The sequence below is a fragment of the Siminovitchia jepli genome, assembly GCF_047228825.1.
GTDB lineage: Bacteria > Bacillota > Bacilli > Bacillales > Bacillaceae_C > Siminovitchia.
Genome location: NZ_JBFEGN010000014.1, coordinates 25,504 through 51,701, shown reverse-complemented (window position 1 = coordinate 51,701; position 26,198 = coordinate 25,504). Strand labels below are relative to the sequence as shown.

25 protein-coding genes are annotated in these 26,198 nt (G+C 45.7%); 11 read left to right on the top strand and 14 right to left on the bottom strand.

Annotation, left to right across the window (positions count from 1 at the left end):
* Nucleotides 1–10: 10 nt before the first annotated feature.
* The 4 genes from gerPC to AB1L08_RS07920 are packed head-to-tail and all read left to right on the top strand — an operon-like array spanning nucleotide 11 to nucleotide 1,422.
* Entirely contained in the window at nucleotides 11–625 is a 615-nt protein-coding gene (gene gerPC, locus AB1L08_RS07935) for a spore germination protein GerPC (protein ID WP_413064134.1), read from the top strand.
* The gene (locus AB1L08_RS07930) at nucleotides 615–809 is read left to right on the top strand and encodes a spore gernimation protein GerPD (RefSeq protein ID WP_413064133.1); all 195 of its coding nucleotides are present in this window, start codon (nucleotides 615–617) and stop codon (nucleotides 807–809) included. Before gerPC ends, AB1L08_RS07930 begins: the two co-directional genes overlap by 11 nt.
* A complete protein-coding gene (locus tag AB1L08_RS07925; RefSeq protein WP_413064132.1) occupies nucleotides 806–1,183 on the top strand; it encodes a spore germination protein GerPE in 378 nt (125 codons plus the stop codon). Before AB1L08_RS07930 ends, AB1L08_RS07925 begins: the two co-directional genes overlap by 4 nt.
* Before the next feature lie 20 nt (nucleotides 1,184–1,203).
* Entirely contained in the window at nucleotides 1,204–1,422 is a 219-nt protein-coding gene (locus AB1L08_RS07920) for a spore germination protein (protein ID WP_413064131.1), read from the top strand.
* 47 nt (nucleotides 1,423–1,469) lie between these two features.
* Here the strand turns inward: AB1L08_RS07920 and addA are convergent, their stop codons facing one another.
* The 3 genes from addA to AB1L08_RS07905 all read right to left on the bottom strand — a co-directional run bounded on the left by addA (nucleotide 1,470) and on the right by AB1L08_RS07905 (nucleotide 9,626).
* Nucleotides 1,470–5,201, bottom strand: a complete 3,732-nt coding sequence (gene addA, locus AB1L08_RS07915) for a helicase-exonuclease AddAB subunit AddA (protein ID WP_413064130.1) — start codon at nucleotides 5,199–5,201, stop codon at nucleotides 1,470–1,472.
* Nucleotides 5,198–8,686, bottom strand: coding sequence for a helicase-exonuclease AddAB subunit AddB (gene addB, locus AB1L08_RS07910; RefSeq protein WP_413064129.1), 3,489 nt, complete (start codon nucleotides 8,684–8,686; stop codon nucleotides 5,198–5,200). Before addB ends, addA begins: the two co-directional genes overlap by 4 nt.
* 331 nt (nucleotides 8,687–9,017) lie before the next feature.
* Nucleotides 9,018–9,626 (bottom strand): TVP38/TMEM64 family protein, encoded by a 609-nt coding sequence (locus tag AB1L08_RS07905; RefSeq protein ID WP_413064128.1) that lies wholly within the window; start codon nucleotides 9,624–9,626, stop codon nucleotides 9,018–9,020.
* A 202-nt stretch (nucleotides 9,627–9,828) separates the two neighbouring features.
* Between AB1L08_RS07905 and AB1L08_RS07900 the strand changes: the two genes are divergently transcribed.
* Entirely contained in the window at nucleotides 9,829–10,242 is a 414-nt protein-coding gene (locus tag AB1L08_RS07900) for a YhjD family protein (RefSeq protein WP_413064127.1), read from the top strand.
* A gap of 11 nt (nucleotides 10,243–10,253) precedes the next feature.
* Here the strand turns inward: AB1L08_RS07900 and AB1L08_RS07895 are convergent, their stop codons facing one another.
* Nucleotides 10,254–10,808, bottom strand: a complete 555-nt coding sequence (locus tag AB1L08_RS07895) for a competence protein ComK (protein ID WP_413064126.1) — start codon at nucleotides 10,806–10,808, stop codon at nucleotides 10,254–10,256.
* Between the two features lie 209 nt (nucleotides 10,809–11,017).
* Here AB1L08_RS07895 and AB1L08_RS07890 point away from each other — a divergent pair, with 209 nt between their 5' ends.
* Nucleotides 11,018–11,242 (top strand): IDEAL domain-containing protein, encoded by a 225-nt coding sequence (locus tag AB1L08_RS07890; protein ID WP_413064125.1) that lies wholly within the window; start codon nucleotides 11,018–11,020, stop codon nucleotides 11,240–11,242.
* A gap of 109 nt (nucleotides 11,243–11,351) precedes the next feature.
* Here the strand turns inward: AB1L08_RS07890 and AB1L08_RS07885 are convergent, their stop codons facing one another.
* Together AB1L08_RS07885 and AB1L08_RS07880 are read right to left on the bottom strand one after the other, a co-directional pair.
* Complete coding sequence (locus AB1L08_RS07885; RefSeq protein ID WP_413064124.1) at nucleotides 11,352–12,623, bottom strand: M48 family metallopeptidase; 1,272 nt, start codon at nucleotides 12,621–12,623, stop codon at nucleotides 11,352–11,354.
* Between the two features lie 166 nt (nucleotides 12,624–12,789).
* Nucleotides 12,790–13,854 (bottom strand): NAD(P)H-dependent flavin oxidoreductase, encoded by a 1,065-nt coding sequence (locus AB1L08_RS07880; RefSeq protein WP_413064123.1) that lies wholly within the window; start codon nucleotides 13,852–13,854, stop codon nucleotides 12,790–12,792.
* A 256-nt stretch (nucleotides 13,855–14,110) separates the two neighbouring features.
* Here AB1L08_RS07880 and AB1L08_RS07875 point away from each other — a divergent pair, with 256 nt between their 5' ends.
* Nucleotides 14,111–14,293, top strand: a complete 183-nt coding sequence (locus AB1L08_RS07875) for an H-type small acid-soluble spore protein (protein ID WP_413064122.1) — start codon at nucleotides 14,111–14,113, stop codon at nucleotides 14,291–14,293.
* Between the two features lie 36 nt (nucleotides 14,294–14,329).
* On the opposite strand, the gene AB1L08_RS07870 is transcribed toward AB1L08_RS07875, so the two are convergent.
* Genes AB1L08_RS07870 through AB1L08_RS07860 form a run of 3 tightly spaced genes read right to left on the bottom strand, consistent with a single transcriptional unit; the run spans nucleotide 14,330 to nucleotide 16,890 of the window.
* Nucleotides 14,330–15,106, bottom strand: a complete 777-nt coding sequence (locus tag AB1L08_RS07870; protein ID WP_413064121.1) for an enoyl-CoA hydratase-related protein — start codon at nucleotides 15,104–15,106, stop codon at nucleotides 14,330–14,332.
* A 36-nt stretch (nucleotides 15,107–15,142) separates the two neighbouring features.
* On the bottom strand, nucleotides 15,143–16,132 hold the full coding sequence (gene lplA, locus AB1L08_RS07865) for a lipoate--protein ligase (protein WP_413064120.1): 990 nt from the start codon (nucleotides 16,130–16,132) through the stop codon (nucleotides 15,143–15,145).
* A gap of 23 nt (nucleotides 16,133–16,155) precedes the next feature.
* On the bottom strand, nucleotides 16,156–16,890 hold the full coding sequence (locus AB1L08_RS07860) for an MBL fold metallo-hydrolase (RefSeq protein WP_413064119.1): 735 nt from the start codon (nucleotides 16,888–16,890) through the stop codon (nucleotides 16,156–16,158).
* Nucleotides 16,891–17,045: 155 nt separating this feature from the next.
* Between AB1L08_RS07860 and yhfH the strand changes: the two genes are divergently transcribed.
* Complete coding sequence (gene yhfH, locus AB1L08_RS07855; protein ID WP_413064118.1) at nucleotides 17,046–17,174, top strand: protein YhfH; 129 nt, start codon at nucleotides 17,046–17,048, stop codon at nucleotides 17,172–17,174.
* 70 nt (nucleotides 17,175–17,244) lie between these two features.
* Here yhfH and AB1L08_RS07850 read toward each other — a convergent pair whose 3' ends face one another.
* Both AB1L08_RS07850 and AB1L08_RS07845 read right to left on the bottom strand, forming a co-directional pair.
* Complete coding sequence (locus AB1L08_RS07850) at nucleotides 17,245–18,246, bottom strand: ABC transporter substrate-binding protein (protein WP_413064117.1); 1,002 nt, start codon at nucleotides 18,244–18,246, stop codon at nucleotides 17,245–17,247.
* A 181-nt stretch (nucleotides 18,247–18,427) separates the two neighbouring features.
* A complete protein-coding gene (locus AB1L08_RS07845; protein ID WP_413064142.1) occupies nucleotides 18,428–19,513 on the bottom strand; it encodes a quinone-dependent dihydroorotate dehydrogenase in 1,086 nt (361 codons plus the stop codon).
* A gap of 190 nt (nucleotides 19,514–19,703) precedes the next feature.
* On the opposite strand from AB1L08_RS07845, the gene AB1L08_RS07840 reads away from it, so the two are divergent.
* Nucleotides 19,704–20,267 carry an SCO family protein gene (locus AB1L08_RS07840; RefSeq protein WP_413064116.1) on the top strand — a complete coding sequence of 188 codons (564 nt, stop codon included), beginning with the start codon at nucleotides 19,704–19,706 and terminating at the stop codon, nucleotides 20,265–20,267.
* A gap of 85 nt (nucleotides 20,268–20,352) precedes the next feature.
* Here the strand turns inward: AB1L08_RS07840 and hemY are convergent, their stop codons facing one another.
* From hemY to hemE, 3 genes are read right to left on the bottom strand one after another with little or no spacing between them, the layout of a single operon-like run.
* Nucleotides 20,353–21,795 (bottom strand): protoporphyrinogen oxidase, encoded by a 1,443-nt coding sequence (gene hemY / locus AB1L08_RS07835; RefSeq protein ID WP_413064115.1) that lies wholly within the window; start codon nucleotides 21,793–21,795, stop codon nucleotides 20,353–20,355.
* Entirely contained in the window at nucleotides 21,785–22,723 is a 939-nt protein-coding gene (gene hemH / locus AB1L08_RS07830; RefSeq protein ID WP_413064114.1) for a ferrochelatase, read from the bottom strand. The genes hemY and hemH overlap by 11 nt, the downstream gene beginning before the upstream one ends.
* Nucleotides 22,724–22,739: 16 nt before the next feature.
* Nucleotides 22,740–23,792: a uroporphyrinogen decarboxylase gene (gene hemE / locus AB1L08_RS07825; protein WP_413064113.1), complete on the bottom strand. Its 1,053-nt coding sequence runs from the start codon at nucleotides 23,790–23,792 to the stop codon at nucleotides 22,740–22,742.
* A gap of 242 nt (nucleotides 23,793–24,034) precedes the next feature.
* Between hemE and AB1L08_RS07820 the strand changes: the two genes are divergently transcribed.
* Nucleotides 24,035–24,556 (top strand): antibiotic biosynthesis monooxygenase family protein, encoded by a 522-nt coding sequence (locus AB1L08_RS07820; RefSeq protein WP_413064112.1) that lies wholly within the window; start codon nucleotides 24,035–24,037, stop codon nucleotides 24,554–24,556.
* A gap of 438 nt (nucleotides 24,557–24,994) precedes the next feature.
* Nucleotides 24,995–26,182 (top strand): amidohydrolase, encoded by a 1,188-nt coding sequence (locus AB1L08_RS07815; RefSeq protein ID WP_413064111.1) that lies wholly within the window; start codon nucleotides 24,995–24,997, stop codon nucleotides 26,180–26,182.
* The last annotated feature ends 16 nt before the right edge of the window (nucleotides 26,183–26,198 follow it).

The window sequence follows — 26,198 nt, the reverse complement described above, 5'->3', positions numbered from 1 at the left end:
GTGGAGGAAAATGTACATTAACTATCATATTCAGCAATTGTACGGCTGCATCAATCAACAGCAGAAAGAAATAGCGCGGCTCAAAAGCAACATTCAACATTTATCGGCGGAGATCAAACGGTTGGGGGAAAAACCGCCCATGACAGTTGAACGGCTTGAGTATAAGTTCGATCAATTAAAGGTAGAAACGTTGGAAGGGACCCTCAATATCGGTCTCTCACCAGGAAACCTTGATGCGATCGATGAGGTATCCATACCGAATGCACAGTCGCCCCAGACGCAGGCACTTTTCCGGGATTCGGATATGTACCGCGATATGATCGGCAAGCTGAACAATTATATTGATGAAGAACTCGATCAGCTTATTTTGGATACCCAAACGCAGTCCGGAATTCACCTTGATCCGCCTTTTATTCAAATGATCAAGGAAGATGTGAGAAAGCAAATCTCCGGACGCGCGGATCATTATTTGCATTACTTTGGCTCGCAGCCAAATAACGAAGGTACCCAAGAAGAACTATATCATAAAGTATACCAAACGGTCATTGCAGATATTAACAAGGCGGTACATCGTTTTATCGCGGATATGCCAAATCAGGAAGGAATGAACCCTCATGGAACTTAACGTCGTGAACCGGGAATTATCCGTCGGACAAATTCGCGTCATCGGGGTGAGTGCGTCCTCTTTACTTTTGGTTGGGGATGCCAATACGATTCAATTGGGATCGGTCTTTGACACGCCCCCCGAATCACTGATCATAGGGCCTTTCGTTCCCCTTGCAAGAGAATCCGGAGTATTTCCGAAATGACAGGAAAAAGGAACTCGCTCGTTAAATGCACGGATATTAAAAGCATGCTGTTTGGTTCCGTATTGGAAGTGGGGGATTCCGTTCATCTGAGGGGCCATACTGAAGCCTTGGCCGTCCAAAGAAGAAAGCAGCTTTTTTATGCCGGCGAGGGAGATTTAAGGTCTTTCTCCGCCTTTCACAAACCCATTCCCCTTCCGCCGGTTTACGAACCATTGACGATAAAGGATAAAATCAATGACATTCCGAACATTCGTGTAGGGAACATCCATGTCATTACTGTATCATCTGCTTCGATTCTGCATATCGGCAGTACAAACCATATTGCAATGGAAGCAAGAGTGAAGCATATTCGGCAAATCAGCCAAACGATTTAAATTTTTTAAGGAGGTACGCGATGCCTGCCTTTATAGGACCTGTACAAATCTTTAATGTAGGTGGAGGTGTAGTCCATTTTGGCGACACGGCTGTCATTTCCCCGAAGAGCAGTTCAAAATTATATACCGGTTCAGGGTCTGACAGTTCCGGCGGCTTTGTCGCAACCAATAACGGTTTTAGCGCCACCAATACTTTGGATACGAATCTTGTCGACCAGCCGACGGTTGGCAATAACTGATCCGGAGGCATTAGAAAAAACGGGTACCCGAATTTTGGGCACCCGTTTTATAATTTGATAATATTCCCCCCATCGAAGAAATACAAATATTTTTCCTTCACTTTCTTTTTATAAATTTCCTTGATGGCACGCTCATATAAATGAACTTGCATTTGGTACCTGGTTTTCAATGTTTCTTTCGCCTGCGGGAATCCTCCCGGGAAGCGGCCGGTAATTGCATCGGTTTTATAATCGAGCAAAACGACTCCGTCTTCTTCTTCTATCAGACAGTCCACCACCCCCTGAACAACAACCACTTCATTTTCCCCGTCCCATTCAGGATAAACATCGTGCGCCGGAATGCCCATTGTAAAAGCTACTTCTCTTGAAATGTTCGATGTTCCCAAGAGCCTTTTTCCCAATTCGCTTTCGAAAAATTGGACAATCTGTTCGCCGGAAACCGCATCAGCCTGCTCCCCTGTAAGGATTTCCCTTTGAATAAGATCATCCAGCAAATGTTCGATGGACAGCAGTGTCGGAGCTTCGTTCAAAGGCATGTGCTGCATGACGGTATGCATGATGGTTCCCCGTTCGGCAGGCGACAGCGTTTTTTGCTCCAAGAATTTGGGCTTATGAAACAGAAGATTTTGGCGTTTTCCTGCAAACTCATACCCGCTTGTCTCATCCTGCAGTTCAGCCATTCTTTTCAGCTCGGAAATGGATTGCTTCGACATTTTTTTCGTAGCCATTTGATAAGGATACTTCCAGCTTAGCCGTGAAAAGACGAGTTCCTTGAAATGGGACTCAACATCCAAAGGCTCGCCTGCTTTAACGCGCTGCAGCCATTCTTCGCTGCCTTTGGCTTCTTCTTCCGCTATCGGCGCAATGTCCGTTTTCGAAACAATATCGATTTGCCACCGGGAAGGGTGCTCCGCGATGAGGCTTGCCGCCTGGATGCCGTCGCAAATATGGCAATGGCGATGCCTTAATAAAGCCGGTCCGATCCAATCCAAATAGGACATTGCATTCGCCCTGTCAAAATCTTTTAAAAGCCATTCTTCACTTTTGACCGCTTTTTGCCATTTTAATATTTCTTTTTCCGCATTTTTTACCGTACCGACAAGAAAAAGCTTCTCCTTGGCTCTCGTAAGCGCCACATAAAGAACCCGCATTTCCTCCGCAACCAATTCCAGCCTCTTTTTTCTCTTTAAGGCCAACTGGGGAAGGGATGGGTATGATATCCGTTTTTCCGGGTGGATATATTTGCTCGCAAATCCGTAATCTTTGTCAAATAGAAATGGGCGATACAAATCCTTTGTATGAAATTCACGTCCAATTCCCGAAACAAATACGATGGGAAACTCCAACCCTTTGCTGGAGTGAATCGTCATGACGCGTACGACATCTTCTTGCTCACCCAGCGCCCGTGCAGCTCCCAAATCTTTGCCACGGTCACGCATTCTGTCAATAAATCGAAGAAACCGGAATAAACCTCTGAAGGAAGTTTCCTCATACTGGGAAGCCCGGTCATACAGCGCGCGCAAATTGGCCTGACGCTGTTTTCCGCCCGGAAGGCCGCCGGCAAAATCATAAAAGCCGGTATCACGATAAAGCTGCCAAATGAGATCAGGAAGCGGGCCATTTCTGGCAAGGTTCCTCCATTCAGACAAACTGCTTAAAAAGTGCCTTACTTTTTCTCTTGTTTCCGTCTGGCCATCATCATTTGGGCTTTCAACATATTTTTTAACGGCTTCAAAATAACTCCCCTGCCGGGCGTCAAGCCGGATATGGGCAAGCTCTTCTTCATCCAGGCCGACGATCGGTGAACGAAGAACCGCAGCCAACGGTATATCCTGCTCCGGATTGTCAATGACTTTTAACAATGACAGCATGATGGTCACTTCGGTCGCTTCAAAATAGCCTTCTGCCAGATCCGCATAGACAGGAATGCCCGCATGCCTGAATTCTTCCATTATATCTTGCGCCCATGTAAGCGATCTTAACAAAATGACAATGTCTTTATATTGAGCTGGACGGGAGATCCCTTTTTTTATGTCATGGACGGGCTTTTCTTCGTCAATGATCTTCCTGATCTTCCCTGCCAAAAAACGGGCTTCCAGTTTCGTTTTTTCAAGCTCTTCTTGCGTTATTTCCGCATCGTTGTGCTTATTTTGGCCGGTATTTTCATCTGCCAGATCAATGACGGCCACTTCAACAGGATACGGTTCATCTTCGGGATATCCTGCCCCCTTCATCAACTCCGCGTCTTCGTTATAATCGATTTCTCCCACCTTTACACCCATGATTTGTTTGAACAAATAATTGGTTCCGTCAAGCACTTCGGCCCGGCTCCGGAAATTCCGGGACAAATCGATCCGCAGCCCGCCGTTGTCGCCTTCGGATGTGAAGCGGTTATATTTTGCCAAAAACAAATTGGGTTCTGCCAGGCGAAATCGGTAGATGGATTGTTTTACGTCACCGACCATGAACAGATTTCCGTTATCTTCTCCCTCACCCGAAATGAGCTGCAAAATGGTCTCCTGTACCATGTTAATATCTTGATATTCATCAACAAGGACTTCCCTGAATTGATGGCGGTAGCCGATAGCCACCTCCGAAGGGTTGATCTGGCCGTTTTCTTTATCCAACAAAATATCAAGTGCCAAATGCTCCAAATCCGAGAAATCGACAAGCCCTTTCTCTTTTTTGATTTTTTCAAACCGATTGGCAAAGGCCTTGACCATTTTTACAAGCGTGGCATAAAGAGGACGCATCTCGCACATGTCCCTGATAAAGTTTTCCGGCGTCCTTGAAAAAATCTCGGTTGAAATATTATTCAGGATTTCCTTTGCCTTGTCTCTTAAATCAGCGGCTCTTTTCACCAATTCAGGGTCGTATTCATCACCCCTGCACGTTTTGGCCCGTGAGAATTTCCAATGATTCATGGTTTCATGGAGCGCGTCAAATCCTGCTTCGGCGGCTTTTTCCATTTGGCCGACGATTTCCAGGTCGTCCGCATAATTGACAGCCCGGGGAGCAGGTCCTCCCGGCCATTTTGTCATGTCATATGCTTCTTCCAAGAGACCTTTTGCCCCCGAAAGCTGAAGCCTGATATCGGACAGGAGCAGTTTTCCATAAACAAGATCATCCACGCGGTGATCTTCTGTTACACCATGCATATTGATTAGCTCATCGAGCCATTGATCCGGAAACGGATGGGACCGGGAAAATTCATACAGCTTTAAAACAAGGGTTTGCAGCTCTTCATCACTGCGGTCGCCCGTAAAAGTATCTACAAGCCTGAAAAAAGATTCATTATCTTTTTTTCCATACTCTTCTTCAAACAATTCATCTATCACTTCATCTTGGAGAAGCACCATCTCCGTGTCATCGCCGATGCGAAAATGCGGGTCGATATCGACCATGTAGTAAAATTTTCTTACTACTTCAAGGCAAAAAGAGTGGAGCGTGGATATCGATGCCCTGGTTAACAATCCCAATTGTTTGCGCAAATGGCTGGATTCAGGACGGTCGTTCATTGCCTTCGAGAGCGCTTCTCCGATTCTCGACCTCATTTCCGCTGCCGAAGCGTTTGTGAACGTAACGACGAGCAATTGATCCACATCGAGCGGATCTTCTTCCGCCACTATTTTTTGGATGATCCTTTCGACAAGTACGGCCGTTTTTCCCGAACCCGCCGCTGCCGCTACCAAAACGTCCTGATCCTTGGCAAAGATGGCTTTCCACTGTTCATCAGTCCATGTGGCCTGCTCTGGTTTTGCCGGAATGACCGTTTTCAAATTTCCTCACCCTCTTCCCGAATACGTGCAATCACTTGTTCCCGTTTTTCTTTTTGGATGATCCGAAACTGGTTTGCAGGCAAAGCCTCGTCAAATTGGCAGACAGGCTTGTACAGGCAAAATTGACACGGCGTTTTGTCCGCAAGCTGGTAGGGACTGATTTCAACATAACCGGACAGAATGGCGTTGCCCGATTTTTTGTAAAGGCTGCGGACATGGTTTCGCAACTTGTGAAAATCTTCCCTGCTGGCTGCTTTTGAGTCCGCCCTCAATGTCCCGTCCGTTTTCAAACCTGCGGAAATAATGTGGGAACTCCCCGATTTCAGCGTGTTGTCCATCAGACGGATGATGTTTGGATCCTCAAGAACGAGGCCGTCCATTTTAAATTTTTTGTGAATCTCCTCTTCGATGCCTTCCAATGTCATTGCCTGATTGCTTTCAACGATTGGATTATGCAAATGGAAATAAAATACCCCGGCAGGCAATCCTTCCTTGCCGATTAATGTTTTTGAATGTGTAACGATGATATCCAAGTATGTCAACATTTGCAGGGACAGCCCATAATACACTTCACTCAAATCCAGCCTGCGGGCGCTTGATTTGTAATCGATCACCCTTAAATAAATGCCGTTTTCATTTTCGGCTTTGTCTACCCGGTCAATTCGCCCTTGAAGCTCCATGCGGGTTCCGTCTTTCAGGGTGAACACCAAAGGCGGCAATGGCTCGTTCGGACCGAAAGAAAGCTCCAGGCCGACAGGCGAAAAACCGCTTTTTTTGGCATGCCCGCTCATGACATATGAAGCTCTTTCAATTACTTTTGCCAATTTCCTTTTTATGTAAGAATGGCGGTTTGTGCTTAACAATATTTGATTGTTCAATTTCGGGGCCAGGTGTTCCACAGCTTCTTTTGCAAGCCATGCACATTGGTCTTTCGTCAGTTCCGTCCACTTCAAATGATTTTCATGGATTTGGTCGGCAATCCATTTTAATGCGCTGTGGAACAGATCTCCGATATGGGGGGCTTCCAGTCTGTAAACCTCCCGCTCCTGCAGCTTTAACCCATGCGAGACAAAGTGGGAAAAAGGGCAGCCGTGAAAAAGCTCCATTCGAGAAACACTGGCGATTATTTTGTCTCCGTATAATTTTTTGCTCGTTTCTTCAGACAGTTTTTTCGTCCTGTTGTCGTAATATAAGCTTGACAATATACGCTTTGCCTTTGCTTTCCAGGCGGGAGCAGCCATATAAAAATTGTAAACGTCCCACCAAAAGTCAGCCATTGGATATTTTCTTTTTTTCAGTTGAAGCTGGCCGGTCAAGTACGCAATTGCGGAATCTGGATGGGAAACATATTCAAGCTGATCCCCTTCAAACAGTTCGGCCGGTTCATTGACAATCATTTTTTCCGCTGCATGGGGAAACATTGCCCTGATCCTGTCGATCAATGGAGAGGGCTGAAGGGCTTTTCCTTCATCGTCTGCAAGCGGGCTGGACAGTATGAGCTGCTCTTCCGCGGCAGTCAATGCCTGATATGCCACAAACTCCTCATTCAGGAGCCGCTTTCTGCTGTCCGGTGCAATGGACATGCCTGCTTGCAGCAAAGCAGTCCGGTCTTCGTCGGACAGTACTCCCCCATCCGTCACCCTTGCCGGCAACACACCGTCGTTTAACCCGGCAACAAATGCTGCTTTAATATGGGACAGTCTTGATAATTCCAAATTGGCAACGAAAACTTGGTCTGCGGCTGGCGGAATAAGGGAAAACTTCATTTCTTCCAAACCGGAGTCCATGATGGAAATAAACTGATCCAATGATATGTTCGCATCCCCCAAAATTTCTACGAACTGATCCATCAATTCGATGATGGCATTCCACGCCTGGTCGTGTTCTCTTGATTCGACAAGCCGGCCCTTTTCCGCAGCCTTTTCACTGAGCAATTCCAACTTTTTGGGGATTTCCAGCTCTTCCAGAAATAAATAGACAGCTTCACACAAATCCCGGCCCTTTTCGGCTTTTCTCATTCGCCTGGACAGCCTGACAATCGGGAGGGCAACGATGTCCCTTGAACGGGCGAGCTCCCTCTCAATCTCCCTTTCTTTATCGGTCTGTACGAAATGGGTTGATTCCAAGCCGCGAAACCGGCTGTATGTCCAACGTTCTTTTTTTGTCCAGTCATCCCCTTTCTTTCCATGGGCCAGAACGTAATTCTCCAGCCTGTCCATTTGTTCCCGAAGAGTGTCGATATCTTCTTCGAGGGGAAAGAGCAAGTCTGTTTTGATGGCCCGAAATACCGGTTCATAGCGCCAATTTCCATTGATTACCTCCAAAACAGAGCGAATGAGTTCTACAAGCGGATGGTTGAGCATGGAACGTTTCTGGTCGATAAAAAATGGTATTTCGTAGTCATGAAAAATGGTCTCCAAAGTCGACCGGTAGTCGTTTCCGTTACGGATTAAAACAGCTATATCCTTATAGCGGCATCCTTCCTCCATTACGAGCCGGCGTATTTCTCTCGCGATGCCTTCCATTTCGGCCCGGCGATTGGCAGCCGTCATCACCTGGATGCCGCTTTTCTCCCCGGAAGCCATCACAGGCCTGTTTTCAAATCCTGCTTCTAAATGGCGCAAACTGTCCGCCTTGAATTTTCGCGGATTCGCAAGTTGAATATCATGTTCGACCTGAACGTTTTCCTGCTTTGCCATATCGTATAAGCGGGCGTATGTCTCACCGGTCATCCTGAATAAATGAAGTTCATCCGGCAGTTCATTTCTAAATGGCCGATCCAATAAGAGCGCCACCGAGACCCTGCTGCATTTTTTCATAAGGCGGCATATCACCAAATATTCCTGGGGTGTAAAACTGTGAAAGCCGTCAATATAAACCTCGGCATTTTGCAAGTATTGAGAGCGGCCAATCAATTCGGACAACAGGCGCAAATAATCGTTGGAATCCAAATATTTCCCTTCCAGGCCTTTTTCAAAAAGCCTGTAAATCAATTCAATGTCATGAAGTTTATCGGCCAATGCCCGTGTTGAATGAAGAAAGGCCATTTCCTCCCTTTGTTTAGCCAAATCGGCCGGCTGCACGCAATAATGTTTAAATTCCGTGAACATCCGTTCCAACTGCTGTACAAATCCCGATTTATCGGATGCCTGCCTGAACAGCTTCAAGTCATTTTTATGGTCTTCGACAATTTTCCTGATCAGCATATTCAGACCTGCGCTTGTCACGTGGTTTCTGCTTGCTCCGCCCGTTTCCTGAAATATCCGCCAGGCAAGCCGCGTAAAACTGTACACCTGGGCCCGGATCATGCCGGAAAGACCCGGCGTTTTCACCAATTCATGTTCAGATAAAAAAGTCATTTGCTCCGGTACTATGTATAGAATCGGAGGGCCGTCGGGCTGTTCTTTTAATTTTTCCCTTATTTCGTTCAGAATGAATGTAGTTTTGCCTGTCCCCGAGCGTCCGATAATAAAACGAAGCGCCATGTTTCCAACCCCTCTTTCGCGTATTGCCCCATGAAACCGAAATCCTTTTCTTTATTATAACATACAACAGCCACAATGCGAACATACATTCCGTTAACGTCCTGTCCGCCGAAGCTGGACAGAGCAGATGTTTTTTTCAGCCTGATATTCATAAAAAATTTATACTATAACAGCAAAAAAACCGCCGAAACATTGGCAGTTTTTATATAAAATATTTTCTGCCCCGTCCGGCGGTTCTTTCAGAATGTGCCATGACAAGATCTTGCGTCTTTTTGGTATTTCATCAAGCCTCAACAGCCTGTATACTTCAGGAAAGGCACGTACACTTTTCTTAGCCCCGCATATGTATTTTATCCTTCATCTTTTCTTCGATCCGTTTACCGGCATACCATAGAACGGCGATGATCACACAAACAATTCCTGTTCTGACGGGCTGTTTTACAAGAGAGACGATGTCGTATCCAATAAAGCTCATGATAAAAATCATGACGGCTTTCCCGGTTAACACGGCCAGCATATATTGATAAACGCCTATTTTCGAAAGACCCGCCACAATATTTACGACCGCCGACGGTGTAAACGGAAAACAGAGTAAAATAAACAACGGGCCAAAGCCGCGTCTTTCCACCCAAGTCATCAAGCTTTGAACTTTTTGATGCCTGCGCAGAAAGTTGAATACCCGGGTTTCGCCAAATCTTCGTATAAGCAAGAACACAAAATAGGCTCCAGCCGCAGAGCCAACCCAGGAAAAAAGAAAACCCCAGCCAAGTCCGAAAGCGTTGGCATTTGCCATCACAAACAAAAACAGCGGCAAAAAAGGGAAAAACGCCTCCAGGAACGGCAATAATATGCCGGGGAGCGGGCCGAATGAACGGTATTTTTCGATTAATTCCATCACATTTTCAATCGTTATCCAATCTTTGAAGAAATCCAAATCCATCAACATTCCTCTATTCGCAACCGGGAGCACGGCCTTGTTTGTTTTTAAATTATAACATAGCCGGATGCCTCTTTTCTATTCTGCATCATTCCTTCCTCATACAGTATTTCCCTTTCGCACCAGCAATTTCATCTTGCCATTTCGGGTGCCTCTTAGTAAAATAGGAACAAACGTTCCCTTGGTCAGGAAAGGAGAATGAAAAGTGACAAGAATTCCTGAAAATGAACGGGATGTGATTGAGCAGGCGATATACTTGCCGATGGTTCTTTCCGTATTGCACCGCGACTTGCACATTATAGAAAAAAGCCCTTTCAAATTAAAAAAGCCTTATCAGGAATTGATTAAAAAAACAATGGTCACGATCCAGAAGGAACTCGCGGAAGTGAATGGCCATTTACAAAAAAACAATATCCGCGTCAAGAAAATGAAATCGGACAATGCCTTTACGATGTATATGTTCTTTTACAAAGGCTACGAAGAACACCACAATTACTTTAACCCCCGCCTGCGAAACAGGGTCGAAGAGCTGCTCGCTTATTATTTGGACAGCGGCCGGAGTAAAGCGCAAGCGCCTTCCCCCATAACGGAGCGGGCAGCCAAAAAGAAGGAGACATGAATATGCTCCTTCTATTTACCAATCCGATAGGGCCCTTTTTGTTCAGAAGCCTGATTATGTATAAGCCTGCCGAAATTTTCCATCCGTTTCATATTTTGCATAAATTTGATTCTTAGCATGGCAGTCCGCGATAACTGGTTTTCAAACGAATAAAACGAAACCGGAAGTTTATGGCTTTCATTGTTTTGGAATGTAACGATCGTCTCGTCAGACCCGTTTCTTTCATGTGAAGCAACATAATCATGGGAAATCCATATACAATGAGGACTTGTCGGTGATGCAGTAGGAAAAAGAAAGATGGATGTATGGGGGTCAACGATAATCGGTGCCTTGTGAGTAATTCCAATAAGCTGCTTCGTCCCCTGGCGCCTGCCATTGAAGGATGAGCCAAAATATTCGCAGCTTCTCCTGACGATATCAAATGGTGAGTCTGAAGATAAATAACGGCCATTCATCTCAAAAATTTCCGAGAGAAATCGAGGATCATTGTTCGCTGCAGGTTTAATCATCATCGTATACGGGTTAATTTCATAATCCTCGACAAAAAATAAATCCTTTTTCGTCATTATACTTCCCCTTTCAGCAAACTTCATCATAATTCATAAAGATTTTATCATACATTTTCAAAAATGTCATCCAAATTTTAAATAATTGGAATAGGGGGAATTCTCGTCACAAACAATATTTTATAAAACCATCTGAAAATTTTTAAAGATTGGTTGTATTTTGCCCATTAACCGTGTATAATTAAAAAAAGGTTCCGAGGTGATCATCGATGGAAAGGAAGAAATCTTATCAGGAACTGTTGAAAGAGTATACGATGACACAGCAACAAAAAGAGGCTAAAACGCTTGAGTGGTACACTGAGCTTTTCCTGAACGGACTCCTCCAAAAGAGACGCGAAGAGCAGCTGCGGAAGGAAATTGACCTGGCGCTTGACCGAAGAGACAAAGAAGCATTTATGAAACTGACAAAAGAATTGGCAAAATATACAGAATAAAAGCAAAAACACAATTCATCCCCCTGACAGGGGGATGTTTTTCGTTTTTCCCGCATGAACCGGCCATGCGGGGGATAAAGAAAACCCCCGCCGGATTGAAGCGGATAAGTCAGTCGCCTTCTTGATCATATTCAAATTCTTCCACCATTCGGATCCGTTCAAACATCGTCGGATGTCCATAGCGGAAAATCTTCACAAGATATGGCGGATTTACCTGGCTTAACCCGGCTCTCGTCAAGTTCTGAAATGTCTGTACGGCCGCAGCTTTATCCTGTGTCATTTCGAGCGCGTAGCGATCGGCCCGCATTTCCTGGTAGCGTGACACCCAATTGGTCAAAGGACTGGCTGCAAACAGAAGCATGGATGTAATCAGCAGGAAAACCGGCAAGGAACTGATATTTGCTATGCTTTCCACCTTCCACACTGTTCCTCTTTTGGCCACCCAGCGTTCCATCCATTTCGCCGTCAGCCACAGGCCTGCAAAGGAAAGCAATATATAGCCGGCCATGCCAAAATAAATGTGCTTTTCCACGTAATGCCCCATCTCATGGGCCATGATAAACAAAACTTCCTCATCATCAAGCCGCTCGAGGGTCGTATCCCAAAGCACGATTCGGGAATTGGAACCGACACCCGTTACATAGGCGTTTAACGCATTCGTTTTTTGCGACATATCCACTTCATATACATGCTCCGCCGGAATGTCCGCCTCGTCGGCAAGCGAGAGGATTTTTGATTCAAGCTGTTTGTCTTTCAGCGGGTAAAAATCGTTATAAAGCGGATCAATAACGACAGGCTGGATAAACATCATGAAAATGGAAAACGGAATCGACAAAACCCATGCGGCGAGCCACCATTTCTTTTGAAATTTTTTCATCAGACTGTACAATACAATGACCACGATGAACATGGTGGCGTAGCCGACCCAAAAATCAATCAATTCGTCCTTCATCCAAGATCGAAACAGCTGTGTGGAAATATTGTAGGTTCTCGAGAATAAATAAGAAACGTAGGAAAGTGGAAAAGTAAATACGAATGATGCAAGGGACAGCCAAAACAAATAAATGGCTGTTTTCAGCGGAAACCACTTTGATGCCTGGCCTGCCCAACGTTCGAAGGCTGCTGAAATGCCAAAAATAAGTACCAAAAAGTAAAACAGCCATTCATAAGGATCGGACAGAAAAAAAAGCAAATCGCGGATCTTGGAATATTCTTCACTTAACATTATTTCCCGGGCATTTAAAAAAGTGGCTGGATCGACACTCGTACCCTTATATGCATCCGGAATGGACGTGTCTGCCAAGAAAAACAAATAAATATACATGGCGGCACCGAACAAAAAATAAACGGCAATTGCACGCAAACCCCATTTTCTAACCATTTCATTCCCCCCTCGTCCATTTCATTATTATATGTAGGAAAAAACGGACCAGAATAGAACCTATACGAAAGTATTGTATCCTGCTGCGAAAAAAATAAGCGGGCGAAGACGCCGCGCTGATGAAAATCATTATTTTTTCCTATAAAGCGTTTTATTGTTCGATATCTTAGCTTAGAACTTGGTTCGCTTCCTCCATGATGTTTTCGAGAATTTGAGCGGCATGTTCGTCTGACCGGAGGAGGCGTGTTGCTTGTCCCGCCCATAACGACATATATTCCGGCCTGTTTTTTTCTGCGGCCGCTTTTCTGATGTCATTCGTCAAGGCATTTTGGACGGGAAACGGAAGCGGTTCGGCTGCGGCTTCAAATTCTTGGATAAATGTGTTTTTGATGCCGCGGGCCGGCCGTCCCGAAAAGCTTTTCGTAATGACGGTGCTTTCTTCTGTACTTTCGGACAATGCCTTCTTATAGACAGGATGGGCGACGGATTCTTTGCTAATCAGAAAAGCTGTTCCGAGCTGAACACCGGCAGCACCCAGTGCCAGTGCGGCGATCAGCCCTCTTCCATCCATAATGCCACCAGCAGCGACAACGGGGACCGTTACATGATCCACAACTTGCGGGACGAGTGAAAAAGTGCCGACATTGGCCCCGTTTGGATGCGCGCCGATATCAAACGTTCCGCGATGTCCCCCGGCATCACTTCCCTGGGCCACAATGATATCCACACCCGCTTTTTCCGCAGCGATCGCTTCGTTTACGGTTGTCACCATGGAAATGACCTTGCTCCCCGCTTTTTTTGCCTGCTCCATTTTATCCGGTGGAAGCAAACCAAATGCGGTGCTGATCACCGGGACTTTTTCTTCGATCAGCACTTGAAATTGCTCTTCAAATATCTGCGGCGGCTTTTCAAAGTCAAACGTCTCCTTCATTCCCAGGTCCTTTCTGAAGCGATTTAAGACATGTTGAACTTTTTCAAAGCCTGCCATGCTGCCTTGTTCTTTCGTACAAAATAAGTTTACGCCAAACGGCTTATCCGTCCGGTCACGAATTTCCCTGATGCTATTTCTGATGGTTTCGGGAGACATATAAGCCGCACCGACTGTCCCAAGCCCGCCGGCCGAGGAAACAGCCGCCGCCAATGCCGCAGTCGCAGTCCCTGCCATACCTGCCTGAATGACCGGAAATTGAATGTTTAACTCATTACAAATAGCAGTTTTCAACTTAATCATGATTTCGCCTCCTCTTTTGTTTTTCTATCAATCTTCTGACGTTTTTTTTGGGTGTCCAGCAATCAAACTGATAGTTCGTTTTCGTTTCATACCCAAGGCGGGTGCATAAATAGACCATCCTGCCCTCTTTTCTTTCTGCCGAAAAATGAATGCATGTGGCACAACAATGATAATTTTTCATCTCAAGCCCCCGATTCATTTCTGCACGTATAACCCAATCATCAAGAACAAATAGTATAATTGGGAGGGTTCATTCATGAATATAATACGAGCAAAAGAAATTGCTTCCTTGCCGGACATGGCAAAGGTCACTTTGAACGGCGTTCCTGTATATATCCAGCATGTGGATGAGAAAAATGAGACGGCCAGGGTTTTCCCGATTGACGAGCCGCAAAATGAACGGACCGTTTCCATCCGCCAGTTGCAAGAAGAGCGATAAAGAAACAAGCCACATGTTCACGTGGCTTGTCTTATGTTACCTCCCCTGGTATACTGGCTTTCTCTTCTCACTGAATGCCCGAAGGGCTTCGATCCGATCCTCTGTCGGGATTGTCAATTCATAGGCCTTTCTCTCGATTTCAAGCCCGGTGGCAAGATCGGCATTCATCCCCGTTTTAACGGCATATTTTGCCTGCTGAACGGCAATCGGGCCATTGGCCAAAATGGCGTCTGCCAATTCTCTTGCGGCTTCCATAACCTTTTCCCGCTCCACCGCTTTCGTTGCCACTCCATATGCAACAGCGTCTTCACCCGAGAATCTTTTCGCCGTTAATATGAGCTCGAGCGCTTTTGCCTCGCCGATCAGACGGGGCAGCCGCTGTGTTCCGCCGGCGCCCGGTATGATCGCAAGACTCGTTTCTGTCAGCCCCATCAGCGCATCTTTGGCGGCGATCCGAAAATCGCATGCAAGCGCCAGCTCCATTCCGCCCCCAAATGCGTGTCCATTCATCGCGGCAATCGTCGGCTGCGGAAGTTTTTCGACCGAATGGAACACTTCCCCTATTTTATAGACATTGCGGCGGACCTGCTCTTCAGAAAGTGTTTTTCTTTCTTTCAAGTCTGCTCCGACACTGAATGCTTTGTCACCAGCTCCCCGAAACACAATGACCCTTGCATCCTTGTTGAGCCTAAGGGATTCAACTGTTTCTTCAAGCTGGCGCAGTGTTTCATAATTGAAGGCGTTCAAAGAATCCGGCCGGTTAATCGTGACGGTTGCGATAAAATTCTCCACATGTAATAAAATATTTTCCATTCCATCCCTCTCCTTTTTCAGAAAAAATAATGCAGGCTAATAGATTAAATTGACAATTTCAGCTTTCGTTACATTTCCGAAATAATGGGGGACATCAATCCCTGCCAGCGCTCTTTCGATTTCCGATCGCTCGTAGCGGGTTCCGGTCAAACGGTTTTCAATATCGGCCACATCGCCGACACCGAAAAAGTCCCCAAATATTTTACATTGTGAGATAATGCCTTTATTTACATCCAGGCGGAATTCAATGAGGCCGACCGGGAACCTGTGAGAATGCCGGATATTAAATTGGGGCGACTTTCCATAGTTCCAATCCCAGCTTTTGTAGCGTTTTTCGGAAATCTCATGAATTTTCTTCCAGTCATCATCGGTTAATGTATATTCGGGTATTTCGTCCGCTCCTTCAAAAATATGGCGGAGCAGCAATTGCTTAAACGCTTCTATCGTCATTTTTTCGGATAAAAATTCGGAAATGTTGGCCACCCTGCTGCGAATTGATTTAATGCCTTTAGATTCAATTTTATCCTTTCTTACTTTCAATGCCGATACGACGTTTTCAATCTCCGAATCAAACATGAGCGTTCCGTGGCTGAACATCCTGCCCCTCGTTGCAAATTGGGCATTTCCGGAAATTTTTCTTCCGTCGACGAGAATATCATTCCTCCCTTTCATTTCTGCTTTTACACCGATTTTTTCCAGGGCCTGGATGACAGGCTGTGTAAATTTTTGGAAGTTCATGAAACTGTCGCCATCATCCTTCGTAATAAAGCTGAAGTTCAAATTGCCCAGATCATGGTAAACAGCGCCGCCGCCGGACAGTCTGCGAACAACATGAATACCGTTTTTTTCCACATACTCCGTATTGATTTCCTCAATCGTATTTTGGTTTTTTCCGATAATGATCGAAGGTTCATTAATGTAAAATAATAAATATGTATTGTTGACATCCAGATGTTTGAGCGCAAACTCTTCTATCGCCAAATTAATGTGCGGATCCGTCACCCCGTTATTATCAATAAAAAGCATATTTTTCCTTCCTTTCCATTCTTTTATATTGAAACGGCAAGTCCTTCTTTTGCGATGAGAATTTCCCCGCCGTATTGTTCCCCCGCTTCTGTTTTAAGCTGATTCAAGTTGCCGAAGTGCGGAAGGTGTGTCAAAATCAGCTTCTTCACCTTTGCCCTCTTTGCAATCCATCCAGCCTCCTCACTCGTCATATGCCCGGCCGCCGCTCCATCCATCCCTTTATAAAAATTGGTCTCCGCCAATAACACATCAGCATCCTTGGAAAATTCCGCCAGCTCTTGAAAAAATGCAGTGTCACCAGTGTAAACGAGCGTCTTTCCGCCGGCTTCGATTCTCATGCCGTAACAGGGGACGGAATGCTTCGTTTTGAAGAAAACAACGGAGAATGGCCCAATCTGCAATGGTTGAGCCGGTTCATAGCGCATCCCTTTCATGACGTCCTTATAAGATAGTTTTGCAAATTCGGCCTCATCCTGGCCATGTCCATAGACGGGAAGGCAACCCCCGTATTGATGGATGAATTTTCCAACGTAAAGTGCATGTTGGATAACGCCGATATCCGCTGTATGATCCGGATGATAATGGGAAAGTACGATCGCATCCAGTTTTTCGGGCGGCATGACCGTTTGCAGCTTGGACAGGACAGCGCTCCCGCAATCGATCAACAGGTGAAAGTGTTCATGTTTCAGCAAATAACCGGAGCTGGCTTCGCCGGCTTTCGGATAGCCGCCCCAGCATCCCAATACAGTCAGTTCCAATGTGTTCACCAACTTTTTTATTTATCTTTACTATACTTGATTTTGGAAAATTTATCATGATTGAAAGTTTTTATTGACAGGAAAAGCACTGTTATAATACACCGTTTTTAAAGATAAACAGTTGTATAACAAATTGAAGGAGAGGGAAGCTTGCAATGCTTATAAACGTCCTGGAATTCTTTAAAAACCTGCCTCCAAAAAGATGTACGGAATGCGGAGAAACTATATCTGAACAGCACGAATGCTATGGAACAAAATGTGAAAAATGCCTTGATTTTAAATAACTGATCACAGCAAAAAATCTCCTTTCCGAAAACAAACATTGAGAAAGGAGATTTTTTTTGCTGTATTTTTCTATTCTTCGTAAATCTCGGCGTTCCACTCCGGTTTTATATCCATTTCGATTGTATCCGCCACCTTCTTATTGACCATAAACAATAATGTTTTTGGCGGCTGGGCCGGTATGTCAGCCGGTTTTGCTTCCTCTGTCAATATTTTGACGGCCATTTTTCCCGCCTCATGGCCAACTTCAAAAAAGTCGACGCCATATGCGGCAAAGGCACCGCGCGGAACCGAAGCGATATCGGCTGCCAACAACGGCACTTTTTTATCTGTTGTGACGTCCGCTACCGACTCAAAGGCTGAAACAACCGTGTTGTCAGTAATCACATAAAAAGCATCCACTTGATCGATAATCGACTCGGTTGCCTGTTTTACATCAGCGGTTGTTGAAACGGTTGCCTCTACCAACTCCAATCCATAGTCGTCCATTTGTTTTTTAAGCTTGTCAATTTGGGCCCGCGAGTTTTGCTCCCCGGAATTGTATACTGTTCCGATTTTTTTCGCTTTCAATTCTTCTTTAAAGAACTCCAGCGTCTTTGGAATGGAATCAGGATGGTGATGGCTCGTTCCTGTTACATTTCCGCCCGGTTTTTCCATTGATTCGACTAATTCAGCCCCAACCGGGTCCACGACTGAAGTAAACACGATCGGAATTTCCGTCGTCTTGCTCAATGCCGCCTGTGCGCTCGGTGTTGAATTGGCAAAAATAAGATCGACATTCGCACTGACAAAATTAGTGGCAATCGTGTCATTGGCAGTGTTATCGCCTTGGGCGTTTTGAATATCGTATTCCACATCCAGTCCCGCTTCTTCCAGCGCTTTTTGGAACCCTTCAGTGGCCTCATTCAAGGCGGGGTGCTCCTGGATTTGTGTCACGCCAATCGTATACGTTTCCTTCTTTTCCTTTTCCCCATCTTCTTTTTTAGGTTCAGGCGAAGCGGAATTGCTGCTGCACGCCCCCAAAATAAAAATAGCGCTAACAAAAGCAAAAGCGCGTTTTCTGAATGCGATCACTTACATCCCCCCATTTTTATGTACAATCCCTTCAATTTTTTCTGCTCCCCTTCAAAATATCAATTTTCAAAAATTATAAATTAGGGGGGTATATATTGTCAATCTATTTTTATTTTGCTTTATTATAAAAATTGTTGTGCAAACATCAAAAAGCCATCAATAAAGACGGCTTTCATTCTCGCTATTTGGCATCTGCTCCCACGGCTTCGGAAATATGGCTGATTCCGTCCCTGTCCATCAATTCCAGCAGCCTTGTATTGATATTTTTTGCAATGGCGGGCCCCTCGTAAATCATTCCAGTATACACTTGGATGAGGCTTGCTCCTGCCCGGATTTTTTCATAGGCATCATCCCCTGTAAAAATACCTCCGACCCCGATAATGGGCAGCTTGTCCCCCGTTTCTTGATAGATTTCCTTTATCCAGGCAGTTGAACGGTCCTTCAACGGCAGGCCGCTCAATCCGCCAGCCTCACCCGAGACCGACTGATTCCGGAGGCCTTCCCTGGATAGTGTCGTATTCGTGGCGATGATGCCGGAAAGTCCCTGCTCTTTTGCCAGGCGGATGATGTCAGACATCTGTTCATCCGCCATGTCCGGAGCAACTTTCAACATGATCGGTTTCTCTAGGGCGCCCTTATGTTCCAAATCGCATTTCTTGTCTTGAATGGCCGCGATTAATTGCCTGAGGCTGTCTGTTTCCTGCAAGTCCCTCAAGTTGGGGGTATTAGGGGAGCTTACATTGATAACAAAATAATGTCCGTAAGGGTAGAGAACTTCCAAACATGTTTCATAATCATCCGCAGCATCCTCATTCGGGGTGACTTTGTTTTTTCCGATGTTGATTCCAATCGGAACATGGGCGTTTTCGAAGTCCTGCAAATTATCTTTGACCCGCTCCGCTCCCTCGTTGTTAAAGCCCATTCGGTTAATGACCGCTTTGTCCTCAACAAGGCGGAAAAGGCGGGGCCTGTCATTACCGGGTTGGGCCTTTGGCGTAATCGTCCCTACCTCCACAAATCCGAAGCCCAATGCGGCCAAACCGCGGTATACTTCTGCATTTTTATCAAAACCGGCGGCGAGCCCGACAGGATTGGGAAAATGGATCCCCATCACCGTGGACGCCAACCGGCTGTCGGCTGAACCATACATCTTTTCGAGCAGTCCGCCTCTGCCCATTTTTTCAGCCAGTTTTAACAGCGCCACCGTCTTATGATGGACATCCTCCGGGTCTAGCCGGAATAAATATTTTTTAATAAGTGGATAAATCACTTTTCACACCTTTCTTCAGTCCCGATTGTATGTACTCGAAAAGATTTTACCATTATACATCGATCCGCTCAACGCATGTTTTTAATGCCTATATTGAATAATTTTCGAACTCTCGGTGACATGATCCTGTTTAACAGCAAACGTAGGTTATAATGAATATGAGAGTGCATAAATGGAGGTATTTTCCTTGAAAAAAACATTATATATTGTGTTTCTGGCTGTTTTGCTCGCATTGACTGCCTGTTCATCCGAAAAGAGGGGCAAGCCGATCGAGGATTTTAACTTTACGGATCAGGACGGAAAACCTTTCGGCCTGAAGGAATTGAAAGGAAAAGTGTGGGTGGCTGATTTCGTATTTACAAATTGTACGAGTATTTGCCCGCCAATGTCCATGAATATGAGTGAATTGCAGAAAAGAGTAAAAGAAGAAAAGCTGGATGACGTTCATTTTGTATCTTTCAGCGTAGATCCCGAAATTGATACGCCCGAAGTGTTAAAACAGTACGGTGAAGCCTTTAATGCCGACTTTTCCAGATGGCACTTTTTAACAGGGTATTCCCAAAAGGAAATTGAAGATTACGTTCCGAAAAACTTCAAAGCCGTCGTAAAAAAACCGCGTGACGACGATCAGGTGATCCATGGATCCAGCTTTTATCTTCTGAATAAAAACGGAGAAATTATCGGCGAATATCCCGGAAACAAAGAGGTTCCGTTTAAACAAATCGTAAAAGATATTAAAAAGGCCTTGTAGCAGGAAAGGAGCCTCTCCTTTCTTATTTTTGTTGTACCGCCATGGCGGGCACACAAAAAAAAGCGGCCGGAACGGGCCGCCTTTGCTATGTGTTGACATACGTTAAAACCTTTTCCACCACTGCTTTGCCCTGATCAATACAGTCAGGGATACCAAGGCCTGCAAACGAGCTGCCGGCAATAAAGATGCCGGGCAATTGCCGGCTGGCATTTTCATGCATCCGGGCAACACGGGCCTTATGGCCTACCGTATATTGGGGCATCGCCTGCTTCCAGCGGGTGACAATTGTAAATTCCGGCTTGGCCTTCACATCCATGATCCTTTTTAAATCATCCAATACGATTTGTTCAATGTCTTCATCAGGCAGATCAACGACGGTTTCTTCTCCGGCACGCCCGACATATGACCGTAAAAGCACTTTTCCTGCCGGTGTTGTGTGCGGCCATTTTTTGTGTGTCCATGTACAGGCTGTAATGGTATAATCACTGTTTCTGGAAACGACAAAACCTGTTCCATCAATGCGGTCCTCCACGTCTTTTGCGTCAAATGCCATCGCTACCGTTGCCACAGACGTTGAGGGTATGTCTTTAAAACCACCAAAAAATTCATGGTTCGGAAAAAGATCAGCAAGCACCATATGCGGCACCGTGACAACAACACTATCCGCTTCAATTTTTTTTCCGTTATTTAAATAAACCGTATAGCCTCCGTTCCTTGAAACTTCCGTGACACGGATTCCTTTCATGACGACAGACGGAGGAAGTTTTTTTTCAATGGCGCACACCATTGACTGCAGCCCGCCTTTAAGGGTTTGAAAAATCCCCCGGCTTTTCGGGCTTGACGTTTTTTGCGGAGCTGATGGTGTTGTTTTCTTCATTCCCAATATTAAGCTGCGGTATTTCCTCTCCACTTCGTGAAACTGGGGGAACGTGGATTCAAGGCTCAACTGGTCGATATCCCCGGCATAAATTCCGGACAAAAGAGGTTCGATTAAATTTTCAACGACCTCATCACCCAATCGCCTTCTGAAAAATCCGCCCAATGACTGGTCTCCCGATACTTTTGAACGCGGAATAATCAAATCGGCGGCCGCCCGCATTTTTCCTTGAACCGAAAATAAATTGGTTGTGATAAAAGGGGTGATTTGTGTAGGGATCCCCATTACTGCCCCTTTTGGCATGGAATGGAGCTTCTCATTAACAAGCACGAATGATTTTCCCGCAGTATTGTTTACAAGCTGTCCTTCCAATCCTATATCTTTCACAAGTTCGGCGGCACTTGTCTTTCGCTCCAAAAATGAATCGGGACCCCGCTCAATAATAAAGCCTTCCTTATGGACTGTTTGAATTTTTCCTCCAAGTTTATGGCTTGCTTCAATGAGTTTTATATCAATCGGGAGCTTTTGTTCAGCAATTGCCTTCTGCAAATAATACGCTGCTGTCAAACCGGTGATGCCGCCGCCGATTATAACAACTGTTTTTTGACTTTCCAAAACGATACCGCCTTCTTTTTGCAAATTAGTCAACATATTTCAGTTTCTTCAAAACGACCGTGGCCATGGTATCAATAAACTCCGGCTGGGCATCAGGCATGGCGGGTCGGTAGTATGAAGCACCAACCTCGTCTGTCACGACTTTGCATTCATAATCATTATCGTAAAGGACTTCCAAATGAGTCGAAACAAAACCGGCCGGAATATACATATATGCTTTATAGCCTTTTCGTTCATGCAAGACCCTTGTTAAATCCTGGACGTCGGGGCCAAGCCAGGGCTCCGGTGTATTTCCTTCACTTTGCCAGCCTACAGCATATTCTTTTATCCCTGCTGCCTCCGCAATCAAATCGGCTGTTTCTGCCAATTGCTCCGGGTAAGGATCGTTAAACTGTAAAATTTTCTCCGGAAGGCTGTGAGCCGATACGATCAGGCAAACAGACTCTTGTTCTTCTGCAGGCATAATTTCCAATGTCTCTTTCACTTTTTTGGCCCAATAATTGATGAATTTGGGTTCTTTATACCAGCTTTCAACCGATATAATCGACGGGCCGCCAAGTTCCCCGGCCTTTTCTTGCGCACGGCTGTTGTAAGACTTGACGCTGAACGTTGAAAAATGGGGCGCCAATACGATTGAAACAGCTTCCGCAATGCCGTCTTCATGCATTTTTTCCACGGCATCTTCAATAAACGGCTCAATATGTTTCAGCCCGATGTAAGCCTTAAATTCGATTTCTTGCTGAATTTCGTTCAGCCGCTTCTCCAAGCCGAAAGCCTGATCCTCGGTTATTTTGGCGAGAGGTGATATGCCGCCGATCGCTTCGTACCTTCTCCGTAAATCCTCAAGCGCTTCCGGAGACGGCGGTCTGCCATGCCGAATATGTGTATAGTATCTTTCAATATCATCCTCGGTGTATGGAGTGCCATAAGCCATTACAAGCAAACCCATTTTTTTTCTTGCCATGGTTTTCGCTCCTTTTTTATTGAGACTGTTTCAACTGCTGTGCGCTGTATTCATGTATAAAAGCTGTCAGCTTTTTTAACGTTTCCGGTTTTACATCAGGGAACACGCCATGCCCCAGGTTAAAAATGAACCCCGGCTTTTGAATGCCTTGGTCAATAATTTCTTTCGCCCTTTTTTCAATCATGTCCCATGAGGAAATTAACAAGGCAGGATCCAGATTCCCTTGAACCGCCTTCGTAATTCCCAGGCTGCGTGCCTCACGAATCGGCAGCCGCCAATCAAGCCCGATCACATCGAGCGGCAGGTCATTCCATTCCAGTGCAAGGTGGCTCGCACCCACCCCATGCATGATCAGGGGGACTTTTTCATTTTTCAGGGCGGAAAAAATTTTCACCATATGGGGTTTGATATACATGCCATAATCCTGGCGGCTGAGCGCCCCTACCCATGAATCGAACAGCTGCACGGCACTTGCCCCGGCATTGATCTGCGCTTTCAGATACACAATGGTCATATCGGCCAGCTTATCCATTAAAAGTGCCCAGGCTTCAGGGTCGGAATACATAAAAGCTTTCGTTTTATGATAATTTTTCGATGGGCCGCCTTCGATCATGTATGACGCCAACGTAAACGGGGCCCCGCCAAAACCGATTAAAGGAACGGACAAATGCTCTTCCGTCAACAATTTGATCGTATCCAGTACGTAGCTGATGTCTTCTTCAGGCGTTAGCTCCCCAAGTCTTTCAACATCCGCTTTTGACCTGACCGGATTGCCAATGACGGGGCCCACCCCGCTCTCAATCTCCACATTGATGCCGAGTGCAGGGAGCGGCGTCATAATATCTTTATATAAAATGGCGGCATCCACTTCGTACATTTCTACGGGAAGCCTCGTGACATAGGCGCATAACTCCGGTTGATGCGTGATGTCAAACAATGAATACTTTTCTTTCAGCTCCCTGTATTGGGGCTGGGATCTTCCGGCCTGGCGCATATACCAGACAGGAACATGCTCTGTCTTCTCTCCCCTCGCCGCTTTTAAAAAAGAATCATTCGTTATGTTCCTCATATTCATAAAACCGCCCTTCATCAATTTTGGCCTTTGCAGTATATTTAAAAATAGATGGTTTGAGCTGAAATCTTGTCCGCCTTTACTATAGTATTTTTATCATACAAAGTATAGCCGGGGTGCAGTGTTGTCATAAATTTGTGCTTTTTTTCGGGATAAAGCCCCAGGCGGTGAAGCGTTTTTCAGTTGCCTAAATGGGTAAACTACGAATACTAACAAAATCGCCAAAGAGGTGTTTAACGTTGTATGCATACATTACAACCGGAACTTTTTACTTTATGAAAAAAATAACGGACAAATATCCGGACGAGACAATGATTTTGATGTTAAGTCCCGGAACGGTCCTATTATGGCATGAAACAAATGGCAAGACTGTCTTCAAATCCCCCAGAAAATATGAAATCATCCATTCCTGCGGCACGCATGCCCAAAAAGGGTTTGTTGCCTGCAACCATATTCCTGTACGGGACGAAGGCCGGCCGATCTTTGAATATGACTTTACAAAAAGGCTGAAGCAGGTCGAACAGTTTCCGGGGTTTGTTTCAATGCGAGTGTTGCGCCCTTTATCCAGTGATACGTATATTGTCATGACGATGTGGAAGGATGAGGAATCGTACACTGACTGGAAAAGCTCGGAATCCTTTAAAAAATCCCATCAATCGAAAGGCTTAAAATCAGCTGAGAATACAGGTGTTTTCTCCGGGCCATCCTACGTTACCACATACGTCGTCGGCGAAGAAGAAGATCCGGCCGATAAAAGCTGATTCTTGAAAACCACTCCCGGCCTTTTATTGGGGTACCCTCCATCACCATTTTAATACATCAATGCCGTCCATAGCAGGGAATAAGAAAAGCGCAAGCGCCTTGCCCATCGACGTACAGACTGGAGTGCCTCCGACGAGATAAAGGAAACACGGCGACGAAGGAGCCGATGTTGACTTATCGTAGGAGGAGGCGGGAAGTCTGCTAGTCGATAGGCGCTGGAGCTAGACAACTAAGGGCTTTGTTCAAAATGTTAAACCCTAAAAAAACTTATACTTTCTTTAAAAGTAAAAATCAACGCAGGGCGGCCATTTGGATTCCATGCCCTGCACCCGGTCCCCTCATCCTTTCGCTGCATGGGGAATGCCGCCCGTTGGCATTCCTTTATTTTTCTGTTAATGATATAATCTAATGTGAAAAAATGTTGGGTGGTGTTCTATTTGAAACAGGCAATCTTAAAAAAACTGGAACAGTATTTCGATGAAATGGTAGAAATCCGCCGCTATTTGCATCAGTATCCGGAATTGTCTTTTAAAGAAGAAAAGACGCCCAGGTACATAGCTGATTTTTATCAAAATCTTGGAATTGATGTCCAAACCGGTGTCGGGGGAAATGGGGTTATCGCCCGAATTAAAGGAAATAAGCCCGGCAAAACGATTGCCTTGAGGGCCGATTTTGATGCACTTCCAATTCATGAAGAAACCAACTTGCCGTTTCGCTCAAAAATTCCGGGGGCCATGCACGCATGCGGACATGACGGCCATACGGCAACATTGCTTATTGTCGGAAAAGTTTTGCATCAGTTAAAAGAAGAACTTTCGGGGGAATACGTACTGATTCACCAGCATGCCGAAGAACTGGCTCCAGGCGGTGCCATCGCCATGATCCAAGACGGATGCCTTGAAGGGGTGGATGCCATATTCGGGACACATCTATGGGCCGAGATCCCTTACGGGACGATCCGCTATAAAACGGGCCCCTTTATGGCTGCTGCAGACCGTTTTGAAGTGACGGTCAAGGGCCATGGCGGGCATGGCGGCATGCCCCATAAAACAAAAGATGCAGTTGCGGTCGGCTCCCAGCTCGTAATGAACCTGCAGCAAATCGTCAGCCGGCGGGTAAACCCCACGGAGCCCGCAGTTGTTTCAGTCGGTTCTTTTGTGGCGGAAAATGCCTTCAACGTGATCGCCGATACAGCCAAATTGGCTGGAACCGTAAGAACTTTCAGTGAAGACGTGCGCAATCAAATTGAATCGGAGCTGGAAACAATCGTCCAAGGAACATGTGCAGCCGCCGGCTGCGATTATCGTTTTGGTTATCACCGGGGCTATCCGGCGGTCGTCAACCACCGGGAAGAAACCGAGTTTCTAAAGGAGATTGCAAAAGAAGTTCCGGAAGTATCATCCGTTGAGGAGTCCGAGCTCATCATGGGCGGCGAAGATTTTGCCTATTATTTGCAGCACGTAAAAGGCACCTACTTTTTTACAGGAGCCAGGCCCGAACGAGAACCTGCTTATTCCCACCATCATCCGAAATTTGACATCCATGAAGAAGCAATGCTCGTTGCCGCCAGGACGCTGGCTCTTGCCGCGATTGAATATCAAAATTTTGAAGCGGCAAACCGTTGACATGCCATGCTGCGAG